Origin of the sequence: Bradyrhizobium sp. SZCCHNR3119 (assembly GCF_032487775.1) — a bacterium.
GTDB lineage: Bacteria > Pseudomonadota > Alphaproteobacteria > Rhizobiales > Xanthobacteraceae > Bradyrhizobium.
In genome coordinates, this window is record NZ_JAUEUV010000001.1 from 5,289,520 (window position 1) to 5,303,682 (window position 14,163).

General features: G+C 63.2%; 18 protein-coding genes. 8 read left to right on the forward strand and 10 right to left on the reverse strand.

Going from position 1 to position 14,163, the window contains the following annotated elements:
- The first annotated feature begins 206 nt into the window (after positions 1-206).
- On the forward strand, positions 207-938 hold the full coding sequence (locus tag QX034_RS24255) for a TetR/AcrR family transcriptional regulator (protein ID WP_315706116.1): 732 nt from the start codon (positions 207-209) through the stop codon (positions 936-938).
- A gap of 43 nt (positions 939-981) precedes the next feature.
- Here QX034_RS24255 and QX034_RS24260 read toward each other — a convergent pair whose 3' ends face one another.
- A complete protein-coding gene (locus QX034_RS24260) occupies positions 982-1,617 on the reverse strand; it encodes a hypothetical protein (protein WP_315706115.1) in 636 nt (211 codons plus the stop codon).
- A gap of 148 nt (positions 1,618-1,765) precedes the next feature.
- Here QX034_RS24260 and QX034_RS24265 point away from each other — a divergent pair, with 148 nt between their 5' ends.
- The gene (locus QX034_RS24265; RefSeq protein ID WP_315706114.1) at positions 1,766-2,395 is read left to right on the forward strand and encodes an SET domain-containing protein; all 630 of its coding nucleotides are present in this window, start codon (positions 1,766-1,768) and stop codon (positions 2,393-2,395) included.
- 94 nt (positions 2,396-2,489) lie between these two features.
- Here the strand turns inward: QX034_RS24265 and QX034_RS24270 are convergent, their stop codons facing one another.
- Positions 2,490-3,107, reverse strand: coding sequence for a class I SAM-dependent methyltransferase (locus tag QX034_RS24270; RefSeq protein ID WP_315706113.1), 618 nt, complete (start codon positions 3,105-3,107; stop codon positions 2,490-2,492).
- Positions 3,108-3,203: 96 nt separating this feature from the next.
- Positions 3,204-3,428 carry a hypothetical protein gene (locus tag QX034_RS24275; protein ID WP_315706112.1) on the reverse strand — a complete coding sequence of 75 codons (225 nt, stop codon included), beginning with the start codon at positions 3,426-3,428 and terminating at the stop codon, positions 3,204-3,206.
- Between the two features lie 100 nt (positions 3,429-3,528).
- Here QX034_RS24275 and QX034_RS24280 point away from each other — a divergent pair, with 100 nt between their 5' ends.
- A complete protein-coding gene (locus tag QX034_RS24280; protein WP_315706111.1) occupies positions 3,529-4,347 on the forward strand; it encodes a helix-turn-helix transcriptional regulator in 819 nt (272 codons plus the stop codon).
- 66 nt (positions 4,348-4,413) lie between these two features.
- Positions 4,414-5,091, forward strand: coding sequence for a DsbA family oxidoreductase (locus QX034_RS24285; RefSeq protein ID WP_315706110.1), 678 nt, complete (start codon positions 4,414-4,416; stop codon positions 5,089-5,091).
- Positions 5,092-5,100: 9 nt separating this feature from the next.
- Here the strand turns inward: QX034_RS24285 and QX034_RS24290 are convergent, their stop codons facing one another.
- The 3 genes from QX034_RS24290 to QX034_RS24300 form a co-directional block, all read right to left on the reverse strand.
- A complete protein-coding gene (locus QX034_RS24290; protein WP_315706345.1) occupies positions 5,101-6,285 on the reverse strand; it encodes a GNAT family N-acetyltransferase in 1,185 nt (394 codons plus the stop codon).
- Between the two features lie 145 nt (positions 6,286-6,430).
- The gene (locus tag QX034_RS24295; protein ID WP_315706109.1) at positions 6,431-7,480 is read right to left on the reverse strand and encodes an HD-GYP domain-containing protein; all 1,050 of its coding nucleotides are present in this window, start codon (positions 7,478-7,480) and stop codon (positions 6,431-6,433) included.
- 163 nt (positions 7,481-7,643) lie between these two features.
- Entirely contained in the window at positions 7,644-8,078 is a 435-nt protein-coding gene (locus QX034_RS24300) for a hypothetical protein (RefSeq protein ID WP_409977698.1), read from the reverse strand.
- A gap of 372 nt (positions 8,079-8,450) precedes the next feature.
- On the opposite strand from QX034_RS24300, the gene QX034_RS24305 reads away from it, so the two are divergent.
- Together QX034_RS24305 and QX034_RS24310 are read left to right on the forward strand one after the other, a co-directional pair.
- Complete coding sequence (locus QX034_RS24305) at positions 8,451-9,920, forward strand: caspase family protein (RefSeq protein ID WP_316195890.1); 1,470 nt, start codon at positions 8,451-8,453, stop codon at positions 9,918-9,920.
- A gap of 122 nt (positions 9,921-10,042) precedes the next feature.
- Complete coding sequence (locus tag QX034_RS24310) at positions 10,043-10,276, forward strand: hypothetical protein (protein WP_315706107.1); 234 nt, start codon at positions 10,043-10,045, stop codon at positions 10,274-10,276.
- Between the two features lie 52 nt (positions 10,277-10,328).
- Here QX034_RS24310 and QX034_RS24315 read toward each other — a convergent pair whose 3' ends face one another.
- From QX034_RS24315 to QX034_RS24325, 3 genes are all read right to left on the reverse strand, one after another.
- Positions 10,329-11,504 carry an aminotransferase class V-fold PLP-dependent enzyme gene (locus QX034_RS24315; RefSeq protein ID WP_316195892.1) on the reverse strand — a complete coding sequence of 392 codons (1,176 nt, stop codon included), beginning with the start codon at positions 11,502-11,504 and terminating at the stop codon, positions 10,329-10,331.
- Between the two features lie 96 nt (positions 11,505-11,600).
- Entirely contained in the window at positions 11,601-11,855 is a 255-nt protein-coding gene (locus QX034_RS24320) for a PilZ domain-containing protein (protein WP_315706105.1), read from the reverse strand.
- 219 nt (positions 11,856-12,074) lie between these two features.
- A complete protein-coding gene (locus tag QX034_RS24325; RefSeq protein WP_315706104.1) occupies positions 12,075-12,515 on the reverse strand; it encodes a PaaI family thioesterase in 441 nt (146 codons plus the stop codon).
- 319 nt (positions 12,516-12,834) lie between these two features.
- On the opposite strand from QX034_RS24325, the gene QX034_RS24330 reads away from it, so the two are divergent.
- Both QX034_RS24330 and QX034_RS24335 read left to right on the forward strand, forming a co-directional pair.
- Positions 12,835-13,128, forward strand: coding sequence for a hypothetical protein (locus QX034_RS24330; RefSeq protein WP_315706103.1), 294 nt, complete (start codon positions 12,835-12,837; stop codon positions 13,126-13,128).
- 135 nt (positions 13,129-13,263) lie between these two features.
- Positions 13,264-13,461 (forward strand): hypothetical protein, encoded by a 198-nt coding sequence (locus QX034_RS24335; RefSeq protein ID WP_409977536.1) that lies wholly within the window; start codon positions 13,264-13,266, stop codon positions 13,459-13,461.
- A gap of 410 nt (positions 13,462-13,871) precedes the next feature.
- Here the strand turns inward: QX034_RS24335 and QX034_RS24340 are convergent, their stop codons facing one another.
- Entirely contained in the window at positions 13,872-14,111 is a 240-nt protein-coding gene (locus tag QX034_RS24340) for a DUF6894 family protein (protein WP_315706101.1), read from the reverse strand.
- Positions 14,112-14,163 lie beyond the last annotated feature (52 nt).

Here is a 14,163-nt window from a genome sequence, read left to right on the forward strand (position 1 = left end):
TCGGCAAGCAGAATCTTGACAGTGTCAAGCTTACGTGAACGCAGCAGGAGGGACGAGAGCGGTGGATGGTCGGCACCAAGCCGGCAGGCCAGCGCTGACCGAGGCTCGGCTGCTCCTTTATCCTCTCGGATGGCTCCCGCGCCTTTACGGATCGACCCAGCCCAAATAATCTTTCCACTGTCAAAATTATATAGTATCTTGTTCAGATGACAAGAAAAGCCGAGCCCGCAAAAACGCGCCGTCGCCGCAGCCTGACGGAGCCTGGGCGCGTTGTGCGGCCGAGGCGTCCGCGCCGTCCCGCGCGCGCCGGGGACGACGGGGAGGCCGCCCCGTATCATCATGGCGCCTTGCGCGACGCCCTCTTGAAAGCGGCTGAAACCGTGCTGGAACGGGATGGCCTCGCCGGGCTCACTTTGCGCGCTGTCGCGCGCGAGGCGGGTGTTTCGCACGCGGCACCGGCACATCATTTCGGCGATTTGACCGGGCTTGTGAGCGAGCTCGCCGCCATCGGCTTTCGTCGCTTCAATGCGACAATGGAGGCCGCCGGAAACAGCGCGGCCACGCCGATCGACAAGGCGCTGGCGCGCGCCCGCGCCTATGTCGCCTACGCGCAGGCCAATCCTGGCATGTATGGCCTGATGTTCCGGACCGAGCGCCTTGACTATACGCGGCCCTCGCTGCGCGAGGCGGCGGAGGCCTCTTTTGCCGGACTTGCCGGCGCGGTTGGAGCCGATCGTCAGGAGCAAATCAGCGACCGGACATTGTCGCTCGACCATGCTGCCGTTATCGCGCGTGCGTGGTCGCTCGTGCATGGCTACACGATGCTGCTGCTCGATGGGCGATTGGCCGATATTTTGCGGCGGTTGCCGGCCGGCACGAACGCCGAGATCTTGCTCGAGGCGATGCTGAAGACCACTGTCACCCGCCCGGAGCCGTGAGCGTAGATCGCGAAACCCGAATGAGAGTCGTGGGTTGGGGCGGCTAATGCTGGGTGGCCAGCTCGACGGCACGCCCGCGATTGCCGACGATCTTGACCTGGTCCTTGCCGCAGTCGAAGTCGCGCGCGATCTCGTCGGCCGCCTGACGGGCAAGCTCATTGGCGTCCGGATTCGCTGCGGCGTCGATATAGGCCACATGGCAGACTTGGCCGGGCGGTAGCCGCGTGACGATCAGCAACGGCTTGTCCTGGGCACGCCCGGCCGGGTCCGGATCGGATTGGTCGGCGATCTGCCAACGCTGGATCGTCGCGAAGGGCTCGCTGCCCGCCATGCGCCATTCGACCCTGGTCGAGGCGGAACTGAACGGACCGAACCAAGCCTGCGCAGCCGGCTGCTGGGCCGCTTCGGTTCGATTGCGACCGACCGAGAGCGTCTGTCGCAAATCATCGACGGTGACCGACACGACCAGGCCGGCTTTGCCGCGACAAATGCGTGATGCATGCTCGTCGGCGTCCTTGCTGCCGTTCGCGCTCCAGCAATTGGCGGCGGCCGTCGTGGAATAGGTGCTGCCGAACACCGGCTGGGCAAGGGCGCCGTCCAGGTGGGCTGCCAGGAAGATGAGCACAACGGACGTGTTCAAGGCCGCGTAAACGGCCGATCGTTTCCGATAATTCCTCATGGCTCTTTTCAGCCCTCCAACGGTGTCTTTTGTTCGACGTTCTCAAGTTGGGGACGGGGCGATAAAGCGCCCGGAAGGACCTGACATCGCCAAGAAATTGTCCTAGAACGGCGGCCCTGCGACGTCGTCACCTCCTGCCACCTCGATCATGCCTGTCATTCCATCGAACAAACCCTACCGTATCGGCCGCTCGAAGACTGGTCTTGGCTTGTTCGCCACCAAGCCGATCAAGAAGGGTGAGAAGATCATCCGCTATTTCGGGCCGCTGTTGGACTCCAGGAAGGAGAAGGACGACGCGATCGAGAACAAATATCTGTTCGAGCTCGACAAGCGCTGGACCATCGACGGTTCGATCCGAGAGAATATCGCCCGCTATATCAACCATTCCTGCAAGCCGAACGCCGAGTCCGACGTCAAGCCGCGCAAGAAGAAGATCTTCATCCGCGCCATCCGGAACATCGAGCCCGGCGAGGAGATCAACTACGATTACGGTACCGACTACTTCAAGTCCTATCTGAAGCCGATTGGCTGCAAGTGCGACGCCTGCGAAAAGAAGCGCAAGAAGAAGCGCGCCGAGGCCCGGGTGGAACGCCTCCGGCTGAAGGAGAAGGAAGAGCGCAAGGCCAAACGCAAGGCCGAGAAGCTGGGCAAGGCCAGCACGCGGCGCAAGACGAAGACGGACAAGGTCAGGGCAACCGCCAAGGTCAAGCGCGGCCTGAACGGCAGCGCCAAGCGGGCCAAGGGGCGCTCACTGAGCGGGCAGGCCCGGGCCGCCTGAACGGAGTTGGCAGCGGCGCCTATAGTCGGTGCGTTGTCGCCGTACGTTTGCGTCAGCAGCGCCGCTTTGCTCGATGCGCTTTCACTCAATCCGCTCAGTACGCCTTCATAAGGCCGAGCGTCGTCCAGGTCACGCCGGCGGCCTGGTTTCGCGCATCTTGCGAACCGGCATGCTCGTCGAAAACCAGCGTCATCTTTTGAGCGCCGGCCAGTGCGATGATCTCCTCGCTTGCGACCTCGAACATGCGTCGGCCGGGCGGGACCGGGCCGTGACGCAAGCGGATGATCAGCCGGCCACCAGGCGCAATCTGGCTCGCGATATTCGGCATCGCCCGCGCCCGCTGTTCAGCATCGAGATGCATGAACACGGCGGTCAGCATCACCAGGTCGAAGGTCTGTGCGCGCGACCGTAGCGCGGCAAGTTCCGGCAGGCTGTCGTCGATCCAGGTGATGGCCGGCGAAGGATGTAGCGCTATCGCCCGCAGCCGCAAGGTGTCGGTGGGCTCGACGGCGACCACCTGATGGCCCAGTCCAGCCAACCATGCGGCATCGCGGCCGGTGCCCGCGCCGATGTCGACCACGCGCGCCGGCTGCTTCGGGATGAGGTGGAGCACGGCACGATGCAGATCTTCCGCACGATGGGTCTCATAGCGGACAAAGAGATCGTCTGCCTCCTCGGCATAGCCCTCCGTCCCGCTCACGTGATCTGCCATGGCTACTCCTCGCATTTCTCCGGCAGATTTTATGCCGGAAAAACGCGCGCGCATCACCGGAATCCATGAACAGGCCCGCGGCTCGCGATCGCGTGTTCAGCGAAGCCATGATTGCAGACGGCGCGACAAACGTCGTGGCCGCAGCGTCTTGACCGCTCTGGCCTCGATCGCCTGCACATGCGCAAACACGAGGCTGCCGGTCGCCGTCACCAGCGGCTCCGGCATGTGGAATGAGCGCGCCAGCAGCCAGGTGGCAAGTCCGGTCAACCAGTCCAGGATCCCGGCAGAGGGACGAGCGTTGGGGGCGGTCGGCGTGCTCATGGTCATCTCCTTGGGCTACGAAGATGATCCGGCGGGTGAGGTAAATCGATTACCTTCCGCGTAATGGAAGCGCTGCAAGGCGCGTGATAGGTTTTTCAGCATGAACGCACACGCATCTCTGGCGCGCGCCGACCGCGCCAAGCCTGTTCATGTCGGCGAGCATTTGCGGCAGTGGCGGCAGCGGCGTCATTTGAGCCAGCTCGACCTCGCGCTCGACGCGGAAATCTCGGCGCGGCACCTGAGCTTCGTGGAAACCGGTCGCGCCGCGCCGTCGCGGGAGATGGTCCTCAAACTGGCGGAGCGACTGGACGTGCCCCTGCGAGACCGCAACGTGCTTCTGGTCGCAGCCGGCTATGCGCCGGCCTTTCCGCAGCGTTCGCTGGCGGACCCTGCGCTGACCGCGGCGCGCGAGGCCGTCGAGCTGGTGCTCAAAGCGCACGAGCCCAATCCGGCGCTTGCGGTCGACCGGCACTGGAATCTCGTCTCTGCCAATCGCATGGTCGCACCGCTGCTCGGCGGCGTCTCGCCACAGCTGCTCGGTCCTCCGGTCAACGTCTTGCGTCTTGCCTTTCATCCTGAAGGGCTGGCCCCGCGCACGGTCAATCTCGCCGAATGGTGCGGTCACCTGCTGGAACGGCTGCATCGTCAATGCGAGGCGACCGCCGATCCCGAGCTGCTCAAGCGGTACGAGGAACTGAGGACCTATCCGATTCCTGCACGATCGGGGCCGCTCGCGACTGACAATGTCGCGATCCCCTTGAGGCTACGGCATGGCGCGGACGTGCTGAGCTTCTTTTCGACCACCATGGTGTTCGGCACGCCGGTCGACATCACGCTGTCGGAACTGGCGCTCGAGACTTTCTTTCCGGCGGACGAATTGACCAGAGCGCAGCTGCGGGAGCTGGCGGCGAGCCTATAGCTCTGCTTGCGCTCGGCTGCAGCCGGCCTATCTTGGGCGGAGCACCCGAGCGCCGAGGATCCGCACATGGGCACGTCAACGAGTAGTCTGAAGCCGCTGGTGATCGACATCGTTTCCGATGTCGTCTGCCCCTGGTGCTATATCGGCAAGCGGCGGATCGAACAGGCGTTGCAACTGGTGCCGGACGTTCCGGTCGAGGTGCATTGGCGGCCGTTCTTCCTCAATCCCTGGGTGCCGCGCGAGGGGATCAGCCGCGAGCAGTATCTCACCACCAAATTCGGCTCGGTCGAGGCCTACAAGGGAATCGCCGGCCGGGTCGTCGCCGCTGCCGAGCAGGAGGGGCTGAGCTATCGGCCCGATCTCGTCGCGCGCCAGCCCAACACGATCGACTGCCATCGGCTCATTCACTGGGCCGGTGGAAGCGGCAAGGCGGCCGAGATGAAGCAGCGCTTGATGGAGCTGTATTTCCGCGACGGCGGTGACCTCACCGACATCAATGTTCTCGTGCAGGCCGCGGCCGATTGTGGGCTCGACGCAGGGGACGTTCGTCGTCGTCTTGCAAGTGAGGAGGACGTCGCGCTGGTTTCCGGACAGGCACAGGAAGCGGCGGAGAAAGGCATTTCCGGCGTGCCGACCTACGTGTTTGCGCAGAAATATGCCGTCTCAGGTGCGCAGGATCCGCAGCTCCTGGCCCGCGCCATCCGCCAGGTCTCGGCCGAGGTGAATGCGCAGGCGGCGGAGTAGGCGCTGCTTTCAGCGCCCTCGTGAGCTGCGCAGTGCGTGAACGCCGCGTCGGACGAGATCAAGCCCAGAGCGCCGCGCGAGCAGAGTGGCATGGATCAGGTCCACCACGGGATCGCGGGCGCGGAGCGGCAGCAGGATGTCGCCGATCGCAAGGCGCCCGCGCCAGATCGGATTGATCATCGGGTGATCGGGCCCGGCGGTGGAATCGACCGAGGTGATGGCGGGATCGGCGCAAAGATGCCGCGTGATCGCGATGGTGAGCTGCACGCCCGGAGAATATTTCGCATAGCGCTCATCGACGCCGAGCTTGAAGAAGAAGGCGCGATTCTGATGCCGTAGCACCACGCCTGCAGCTATGGCCGTGTCGCCGCTGCGCAAGGTCAGGATCTCGCACTGGCTGTTGGCGGCAAGGGCAGGTGCCGCACGGCGGATGAAGGCCGCGTCGCCTTCGTGCTGGATCAGCGCGGTGCCGCGCCGGCCTTTCCAGCCGCTGGCTTCCAGCCTCAGGAAGTTCTCGAGTGCGGGCGCCACCTGCTGCGGCGTGCGGGCAACCTCGAAGCTGACGGGGCCATGCTCCGCCAGCCGATGATGCTGCCGCCGCAACTCCTTGAGCTTCTTGGGCCCCAGCGCCTCGCGCAAGACGGCTTCGCCATCACCGCCGGCATCGAGGCACGCGCGCAAATGCGATTGCAGGGGCCGTGGTGCCAGGCTCTCGCGAGCCGATGCCGCCGTGATCGCTTGCATGACTGGGCCTTCAAGAGCCACATCGCGCAGCAGCAATGCCCGCGCGCCGGCCTGCCGCGCCGCCTGCAGCAGACCGGTGATTGCAGTGTCGATCACGTCGCGATCGATGAGCGGGGTACATAGCGTGCCGTAGGGATGGCCGCTCACCAGCACGGGCAGGGGCAGCTTGTACGCGCGCCACATGGAGGTGACCGGCATGAGCCCGATCAGGCGCGTGGTCGAGCCACCGCTCCAGGCGCATAGTGCCGACGTGCCGGTCCGGCCACGCGCGGAGCCGTTCACGGCGATGTGCCAGTCCGGAAGATAATAGCCGTTAGGCTCTACCATCCGACTGCAGAGCGCGCGCCACTCGTCGAGCGGAACGGTGCTGAGCGGCAGCAAGGTGTTCCCGAGGGTGGATGCTCGTTGTGAACCGCTAGCCTCGGTGCGCGGTCGCTCACAGACCGGCATTCGATCGATTACCTCGGCCACGTCCAAATCCCCTGCCAACCACATCCCTTGTGAGCGATGCTATCCCAGAGCTGGCAACAGAGACTTGCAGTTTGCCTGCAATTTGAGCGGTCGTGTTAACCGTCGGTGCTACGCCGGCCGAATTTCACCGCGCCAGCGCGACCTCGCGAAACGCGCCGACCAGCGGCATCTCCAGCTTTCCCTCCATGCTCTGGAGAATCTCGTAGGCTTTCTCGCGTGGCATGGCCGGCTTGTAGATGCGATACTCGATCAGCGCCGCGAAGATGTCCGAGATAGTCAGAATGCGGGTCAGATCCGAAATGCTCGCATCGCACAGCCCGTCCGGGTAGCCGCTGCCATCGAGAAATTCATGATGGTGCCTGACGACATCAAGCATCTCCGGCGTGATGGCAGCGTTGCCCTTGAGTGCGTCGTAGCCGGCAGCGGGGTGGGTTTCGACCAGCGCTCGTTCGTTGCTGTCGAGGCGACCGGGCTTGTCGAGGATCGCGAGCGGAATCCTAGCCTTGCCGATGTCATGGAACATCGCGGCCATGTAGAGGCGTTCGAGGTCGTAGTTTCGGACGCCGAGGCTCAAACCGAAATCGACCGCGATGCCGGTGACCAAGAGGCAGTGCTGATAGGTGCCTTCGTGATGGCGACGGACGTTGGCGAGCCACTCGGCCAATCCGTTCTCTGCAACGCAATCGGCGATGCGTTTGCCGGCGCGCCGCGTCTCCTCGACGTCGATCTCGCCGCCGCTCAGGACGGCCGCGAACATCGAGGCAATGCAGGTGGCACCGGCGAACGCCGCTTGCCGTCCGCCGTCCTGTGTGATGCTTGGCGCAAGCGACGATGGCCGGAGATCCAGCAGCTTGCTCAACAGCTGGTTACGGGTCGGCGTGCTGGACATCACGCTCGTCGCACCGAGCGCATAGGCCTGAACGGTAGATAGCCGCGACTTGTGGTCGGTGAGGAATATCCGTTTCGGAATGCGCGACAGCTGATCGGAGATTTCCTTCAGCGCCGTGATGTTGTCGACGCTTCGCAGATCTGCGGCGACAACGAGGGAGTCGATATTGCGGCCGCTTACATGCGCGCCATCAAGCAATTCGGATGTCAGCGAACAACGATCTTCCAGCATGCCACGAAGCACGGCGAGCTTGGCTACGTCGTCGCTCACGAGATGAATGTTCATGAAGAATCTGACCAGCCCGTCATATACATTTTGATATACGGAGGGGATGGTGCCGAAGATTCGTTAAATTTGCGCGGAGGGGTAAATCGCCGAGCGACGGCACGCGTTAATAGGAAGGTAAGGTTTTTGGGCCGGAGCGGTAATTCCGGCCGCGCGCCTGATCCTATTTGGTTGGCAGAAGCGGCGTGAAGGATTCGGACACGCAATTATCTTCGTTACCGACGCGACGCCGGTCCTTGATCCCGTCCTCTGTGATGAGGAGCCGGTAGGTCTGCGAGCCGAGCGGGGTCCCCGTCGCCGATGTCAGGTCGGCTCGAACGCACGCTGTCCAGCCGTCACCGCGGACGGCGCGATGCGGCTCGGAGACCCGCATGTTGCGCGGATAGGAACTGGCGAGAAAGATGCTGTCGAGGTTGGTGTTGACCAGGCGTTTGACATCAGGCGCCGGCTCGGGTCGCGGCGGGTCCGGCTCCCGGGCTCGCATGAACGCCGGAACGGACGCCCGGCTGTCGGCGGTGCCGCATCCGGAGAGCGTCAATGCCAACGCTGTCCATGCGATGGCCGTCATCAACGCCGAATGAGGGACCGCCGGCTGCACTGGCAAGCTAATGCTCCGCTTTCGAAGCTCGCATCGGCTCGCGGTAGGCTCGTTTGCGAGCTTCGGAATCGGAAAACCCATTGATTGCAGTACGGTTTTGATTGAACTCCGAGGGAGAGGGCATCGAGAACCGACCGGACATTCAACTGCGCTGCGCTGGTCCACGCATCTGCGCAGAGCCTATCCATGATCGCGGCGAAGACCCGGCCGGAGCGATCAACATTTGCTGATCGTGCGACCCCTGCCGCTCACCGTTTCGTGCCGACGAGCCGACTGTGCACCACCTCACATAGCCACCGACCGCCATGAACCAGGATCGGAATTGTTCCGACCAAAGCGCAACGAGGGTCATCGACGAGCAAGGAGATCGCCATGTTTCGCCAGCTGCTGTGTGCCGCCCTCGCTGTCGGCGGATTGTTGGTCGGTGCGAAGCCGGCCGCGGCCGAAAATCGATTGGCGCTGGTGATCGGGCAGTCCGCCTATCGTGCAGTGACGGCATTACCCAATCCGGCCAACGATGCCAAAGCCATGGCGCAATTGCTGACCGATGCCGGATTCGATGTGACGGCTGCTGCCGACCTGTCGCAGCGGGATATCAACAGGCAGGTCGGCGACTTTGCCGCGAGGGTCGCAGCGAAGGGGCCGGATACGGTGGCGCTCGTGTTCTATGCCGGGCATGGCCTGCAGATCGACGGAGAGAACTATCTGATCCCGGTGGATGTCGATCCGCAGCGTGAGGCGGACATTCCGCTGCAGGCGGTACGGCTCAACGACGTGCTGAATACCTTGAACTCGGTGCCGAGCCGGATGCGCATCCTGCTGCTCGACGCCTGCCGCAACAATCCGTTCCCGGCGCTCAATCAGACCGCGGGCCATGGCCTCGCGCTGGTGGACGCCAAGACCGGCGCACCCGGCACCTTCCTGTCCTATTCGACCTCGCCCGGCGCGGAGGCGGAGGACGGCAGCGGCAGCAACAGCCCCTATACAGCGGCGCTGCTCAAGGCCGCGCGGGAGCCGGGCCTTCCGATCGAGGAGGCGTTCAAGCGGGTGCGTGTCGCCGTCAACAAGGAGACCGAGGGACGACAGACGCCATGGGAGTCCTCGTCTCTGACCGAGGATTTCCGCTTCATCGCCGCCACCGATGCGTCCGCGGCGAATGCCGCACCAAAGCTCGTGACAGCCAAGCTGAGTGTGGAGGAATGGCGGCGGACATTGCAGGGCAGGCCGGTCGAGCTCGCCCATGAGATGATCGTCGGCGACGGCAGCGTGGAGGCCTATGAGGCCTTTGTCACCTTGTATACCCAGCCACCGTTTGGACCGCAGGCCCGCGCCTGGCTCGATCTTCACAACCGGATGGCCGCGTGGAATGAGGCCGTGCTGATCAATACGGTGGCATCCTATCAGGCCTTTCTTGGCCGCTATCCCGAGAGCGATCTCACACCGACTGCGCGGAAATTGATCGAACGCTTACGCAACCGTCCTGTCGTGACGCCCGTAGCGGCGGTTGCCAGCACGTCGGTCGGGAGCACGGCACCTCAGGGGAGTCCCTCGATTGCACTGACCAATGCAGCGATCGGTCCCTGTTCAATGCCGCCCAGAAACAACGGGACAAATAAGGTCGAAGAAAAGCCTTCAAAGAAGCACGAGGCGAATCCGCCCCGGCGCGCAAGCCGTACGCCACATGTCCGCGACTTTGAGGATGTCGTGGTCTATGAGCCTCCGGTTCGCCAATATTACGCTCCGCCCGTTCGCGTGCCGCCGGTTGGCATCGGGATTGGTGGCGTATATGGCGGCGGCTACGGGCGCATCCCGCCACATTTTCCTAGCCGGCGTGACTACTAGCATATGTGGTCGTTGGCCGTTTTTTGACGGCGGCCGCCTCGGGAATCCCCGCCATGCAATATGCCGTTGCCCTGGAGGCGATAACGGGTAAGTTCGTCCGCATACGAGGGACGGAGCGTGCGATGAGAATCGTGCTGATTGCGGTGCTGGTCTGGCTCGTGGCCTGGCCGGCGCAGGCGCAGATGGGCGGCGGCAGACGGTCTCGCGGCGGCGATCAGCGCAGCAGCGAGCTGAAGAAACCGCAAATCGATGAGGGCGCCTACAAGGCGGCACTCGAGCGCATCCCGGAACCGAAGGAAAAATACGATCCCTGGAGTGGGGCGCGGCCGTCACAGCCGGACAAGAAGCAGAAGTAGCTACAGAAGCGGCCTGAGGAGTAGCAGTCCACTTGGTGCCACCGACACGGGCCTAATCTGTGCACGCTTGGGTTTGCACAATCCTGGCGATCTCATCGGCACATCGGGCGAGGTCGTCGTTCGTTGTATAGATGTGAGGCGCGATCCGCGCGATCTTGTCGAGGCCGCGGGATTCGAGCTCCCAGCGCGCATAGTCGGGGCCGATCGATGCAATGGCGATATCTCGTGTCGCGAGTGCATGAACGAGCGCGTCGGCGGGAATTCTTGCATGATGGAGCGTCAGAAAGGCGCGATCACCGTGTTCACTTTCGAAGATCTGAAATCCTGGCACGGCGTGCAAGGCTGTCTCCAGGCGGCTGAGCTTATCGGCGAGATCGGCGCGAACACCGGCCACGCCGATCCCGTTCAGCTCCTGTAGCGCGGCACGCAGGCCGAGGCGTCCGGCCGCCGAGAATTCCCAGGTTTCGAACCGCCGTGCATCCTCCCGCAGCCGGAAGGTGTCGTTGGGTTGCCAGCTTCCTGCAATCTGGTCCAAGACAGGGGGCGCTCCGAGACGCCGCATTGCGCGGCCCGACAGTGCCATCATGGCTTGACCGCGTCCGCCTCTCAGCCATTTCCTGGCCGGCGCGACCATGACATCCGCCGATACACCGGGCAGCGTGACATCGAATTGTCCAACGGCCTGTGCGCCATCGACGAAATAGAGGCAATGCTCCGGGCGCGGCAGGGCGCCGAGCGCCGCCACCGGTTGCAGCGCTCCGAAACTGCTGGCGACTGCGGACACGCAAATAGCGGCCGTGCTGTCGTCGATCAGCGATGCAGTGCGCTCGACATCGATGAGTCCGGATGTGGACATCGGCAGACGGATGATCTCGGCGCCGCTCGCTTGCGCACGCTGCAGCACGTTCAGGATGTTGCCGCCCCAATCGTTGCGTGCGAGCAGAATGCGGCCGCCGCGCTCGAGGGGCATCGATGCGAAGGCGAGCGCCCAGAGCCGACTGGTCTGCTCGCCGAATGCGAGATGATGCGGCTCAACGCCAAGCAAACGCGCCGCGAGCAGGCGCGTCTCATCGAGCGCCGTTCCCGCTTCCTGCATAGCCCAATGTGCGCCGCGCCGGCGCTCGAGGTGGAGATGCGATGTGATCGCCGCGGTCACACTCTCCGGCATCAAGCCGGCTCCGGCGGCGTTCAGATGGACGATGTCGGTGCTGGCCGATCGGATCGTCATCGGGGCATCGCTCCGTGATCGCGTCCCGCGCTTATGGGCCCGATGACATCAGCCCTGGTCTGACCTGTCGATCGTCTGCAAACGTCCGCCGCGAACTCAGTCGAACGCTATCCCGATCCGCTTGTCGTGACTCCACACCGCGTGGCAGCGGCGGGTGAACTTGTCGGCCGGGATCACCAGGGTGAAGATTTCAGGCAGACCGACCGGGGTGACGACTTCGACGCGAGCGCCGGTGTCGGAAAGGTTGCGCACCATGCAATCGACGGCGCCGCCGCCGTCGAAGGCAAGCCGACCTTGTTTGAGCACCCGGTGGCGAGGCGCAATGCGTTTGTCCGTCGTGATGTCGCTCATGGCCGTAACCGATCTGATATCACCGCCTTCACTTCAAAATGTACCTAAAAGTACTGCGAAACTGTTTCGTGCAGATGAACGCAATACCATTCACCACTGGCGCCACGGTTTACGCACCGTTAACGATGATGCTCGTGATCCGGCGCCAACATTCGCATCCCCCTTCAGGAAACACGTTTTCGGATGTCGGGCCATGGATCCGAAAGTGCACCAGGAGCCTCACAGCATCGCGAATGCGCTCGAGACCATCGCGACCGGCTTGGCATCGGCAGCGCTTGTGAGCGTCACCCGGCCGAAACTCATGGTACGGCCAAGGCGCACCACACGTGCGTCGGCCAGTACGTCGGAGGAGGCGACCGCACGCATGAAATGCGTGGTCTGATCGACCGTCGTCATCGGGCGGTAGCCGCGATTAGCCGCGACCATGGCAATCACCATCGCAGTGTCGGCAAACGCCATGAGCGCCTGGCCGCAGACCACACCATTGTCGCGGCAGAGCCGTTCGGAGAAGGGTAGGCGCAGGATTGCGCCGGGCTCCTGCCCATCTGCAAGCACGATGCTTTCGACCGACAGCGCCAGCTCTTTGATCCAGGGGGCGAATACGTCGTCGAGGACACGTCGTGCATCCTCGATGCGGAAAGCTGAACTCTCGTGCGGCATGGTGGGCGATCCTCCGATATTCGCTGGGTGGCGTCGAGAACGTGTGATCGAGCAGTATGCCGCAGACGCTCGGCTTGAAAACGCCGGAGTTGTCACTCTATGATCGCAAGCCGGGACGGGTACGCGTAAGGGTTTGCACGCCGTATCGGGTTATCGCCGTGTCGCCCGTAGTCTTGGTTTCAATGGCCCGGGTGCAGAAGCGGGGATCGACGAGCGCCGGGCCGAATGCAGGCGGGCGGGTCGTCTTCAGCCATAGGTCCGCGCTTGGCGGCAGAGCAGGCGGTGCTATAAAACGGCCGAGGCTTTAAGGGAGCATGCGATGAAAAAGCTTGGTTTGGCGGTCACCGTTGCAGTGTTGACGGCATGGATCCTGCCCGCTGCCGCGCAGATGCCGAACATCAATCTGCTCGCGGATAGCCCTTCGAAGACCGATGAGGAAAAGGAAGCCGATGCGGCCCGGGAGAAGGCCTACAAGGAGACCTTGAAGAAGATTCCAAACGCCCAGACGAGCTCAGATCCATGGGGTGGGGTGCGCGCGGCTGATGCGCCGAAAAGCCCGGCGGTGAAGACCACCACCGCCGCCAAGAAGAAGATGGGCGCCAGCGCCAACTGAACCAGTTCCGGGCTTCTGCAGGCAGCGAACGATCTTACTTCCGACTCGGATTCGACCAGCTCTTGTCTATATTAACAGGGGAGGCGTGTACGGAGGTCGTGAGTGAGATTGCGTCCACGAGATCTCGCCAGTCGGATGGCCGCCCGGCGCAAGGGCGGCGATGGCTACGTGCGTGATACATTCATGCTGCCGCGCGAGGCAGCCCGCGCCAAGGCTCGCGAATACCTCAGCCGATATCCCAAGGCAGGCTATATGAGTGCTGTCGAAAGCTGGCGGGAATTGCCGGACGGCACCATCGAATTCACCATGCGGCGGCTGCCCAATGCGGATTAGATCCGATCGGCGTCAGGAAACATCCGGACGCGGTTCGTTTTCTCCGAGGAGCTTCCGGGTGTGACGGTTGATGAAATGAAGCCGGGTGCAGGCCTTGCAGACCACGGTTTCATACGAGGTCGGATCGCCGGCCTTAGACTCTTCCAGCCAATGCTGCACGTTCATCCCGGTCCGGGGACATTTAAAGATCAGATTACCCATCTTTTGGGATAAGTCGGCCAGGATCGGACCGAATGTGTTGATCTAGATCAAGGTTCTGCGGTCCGCGCATCCGCCCTCGGACATGCACATTCAAATCGGTCGTGGAATCAACGGTTTGTCAGTACCCCTCGGTTCCGAAATTTGCAGGCACGCTTGCCCGGCCCGGATCCGATGCGAATGGCGGAATCGGAAGGCGCTGGGCGGTCGGATCAGGCTCGGTCGAGAGATTCTGCCACGATCCGGATACGGAACACCGGCTGTTTGGCCTCGTCGAGCAGCTCCATCTGCCATTCGGAATTTTCGGCAAGCTTGCGCGAGATGCTGCTCGCCATGTCGGCGCAGACGGTGGTCATCTCTTTCCAGGCAGCATTGCGATCGGGACATTCGGTCCCATATTCCGAGACCCCCGAATAGCAGCCGTTTCGAATACGAAAAAAATAGAGCGGCATTCCAAAACCGGTGAGCCGTGACCGCCCCAGGCCGCTGGGTTAATCCACGAAT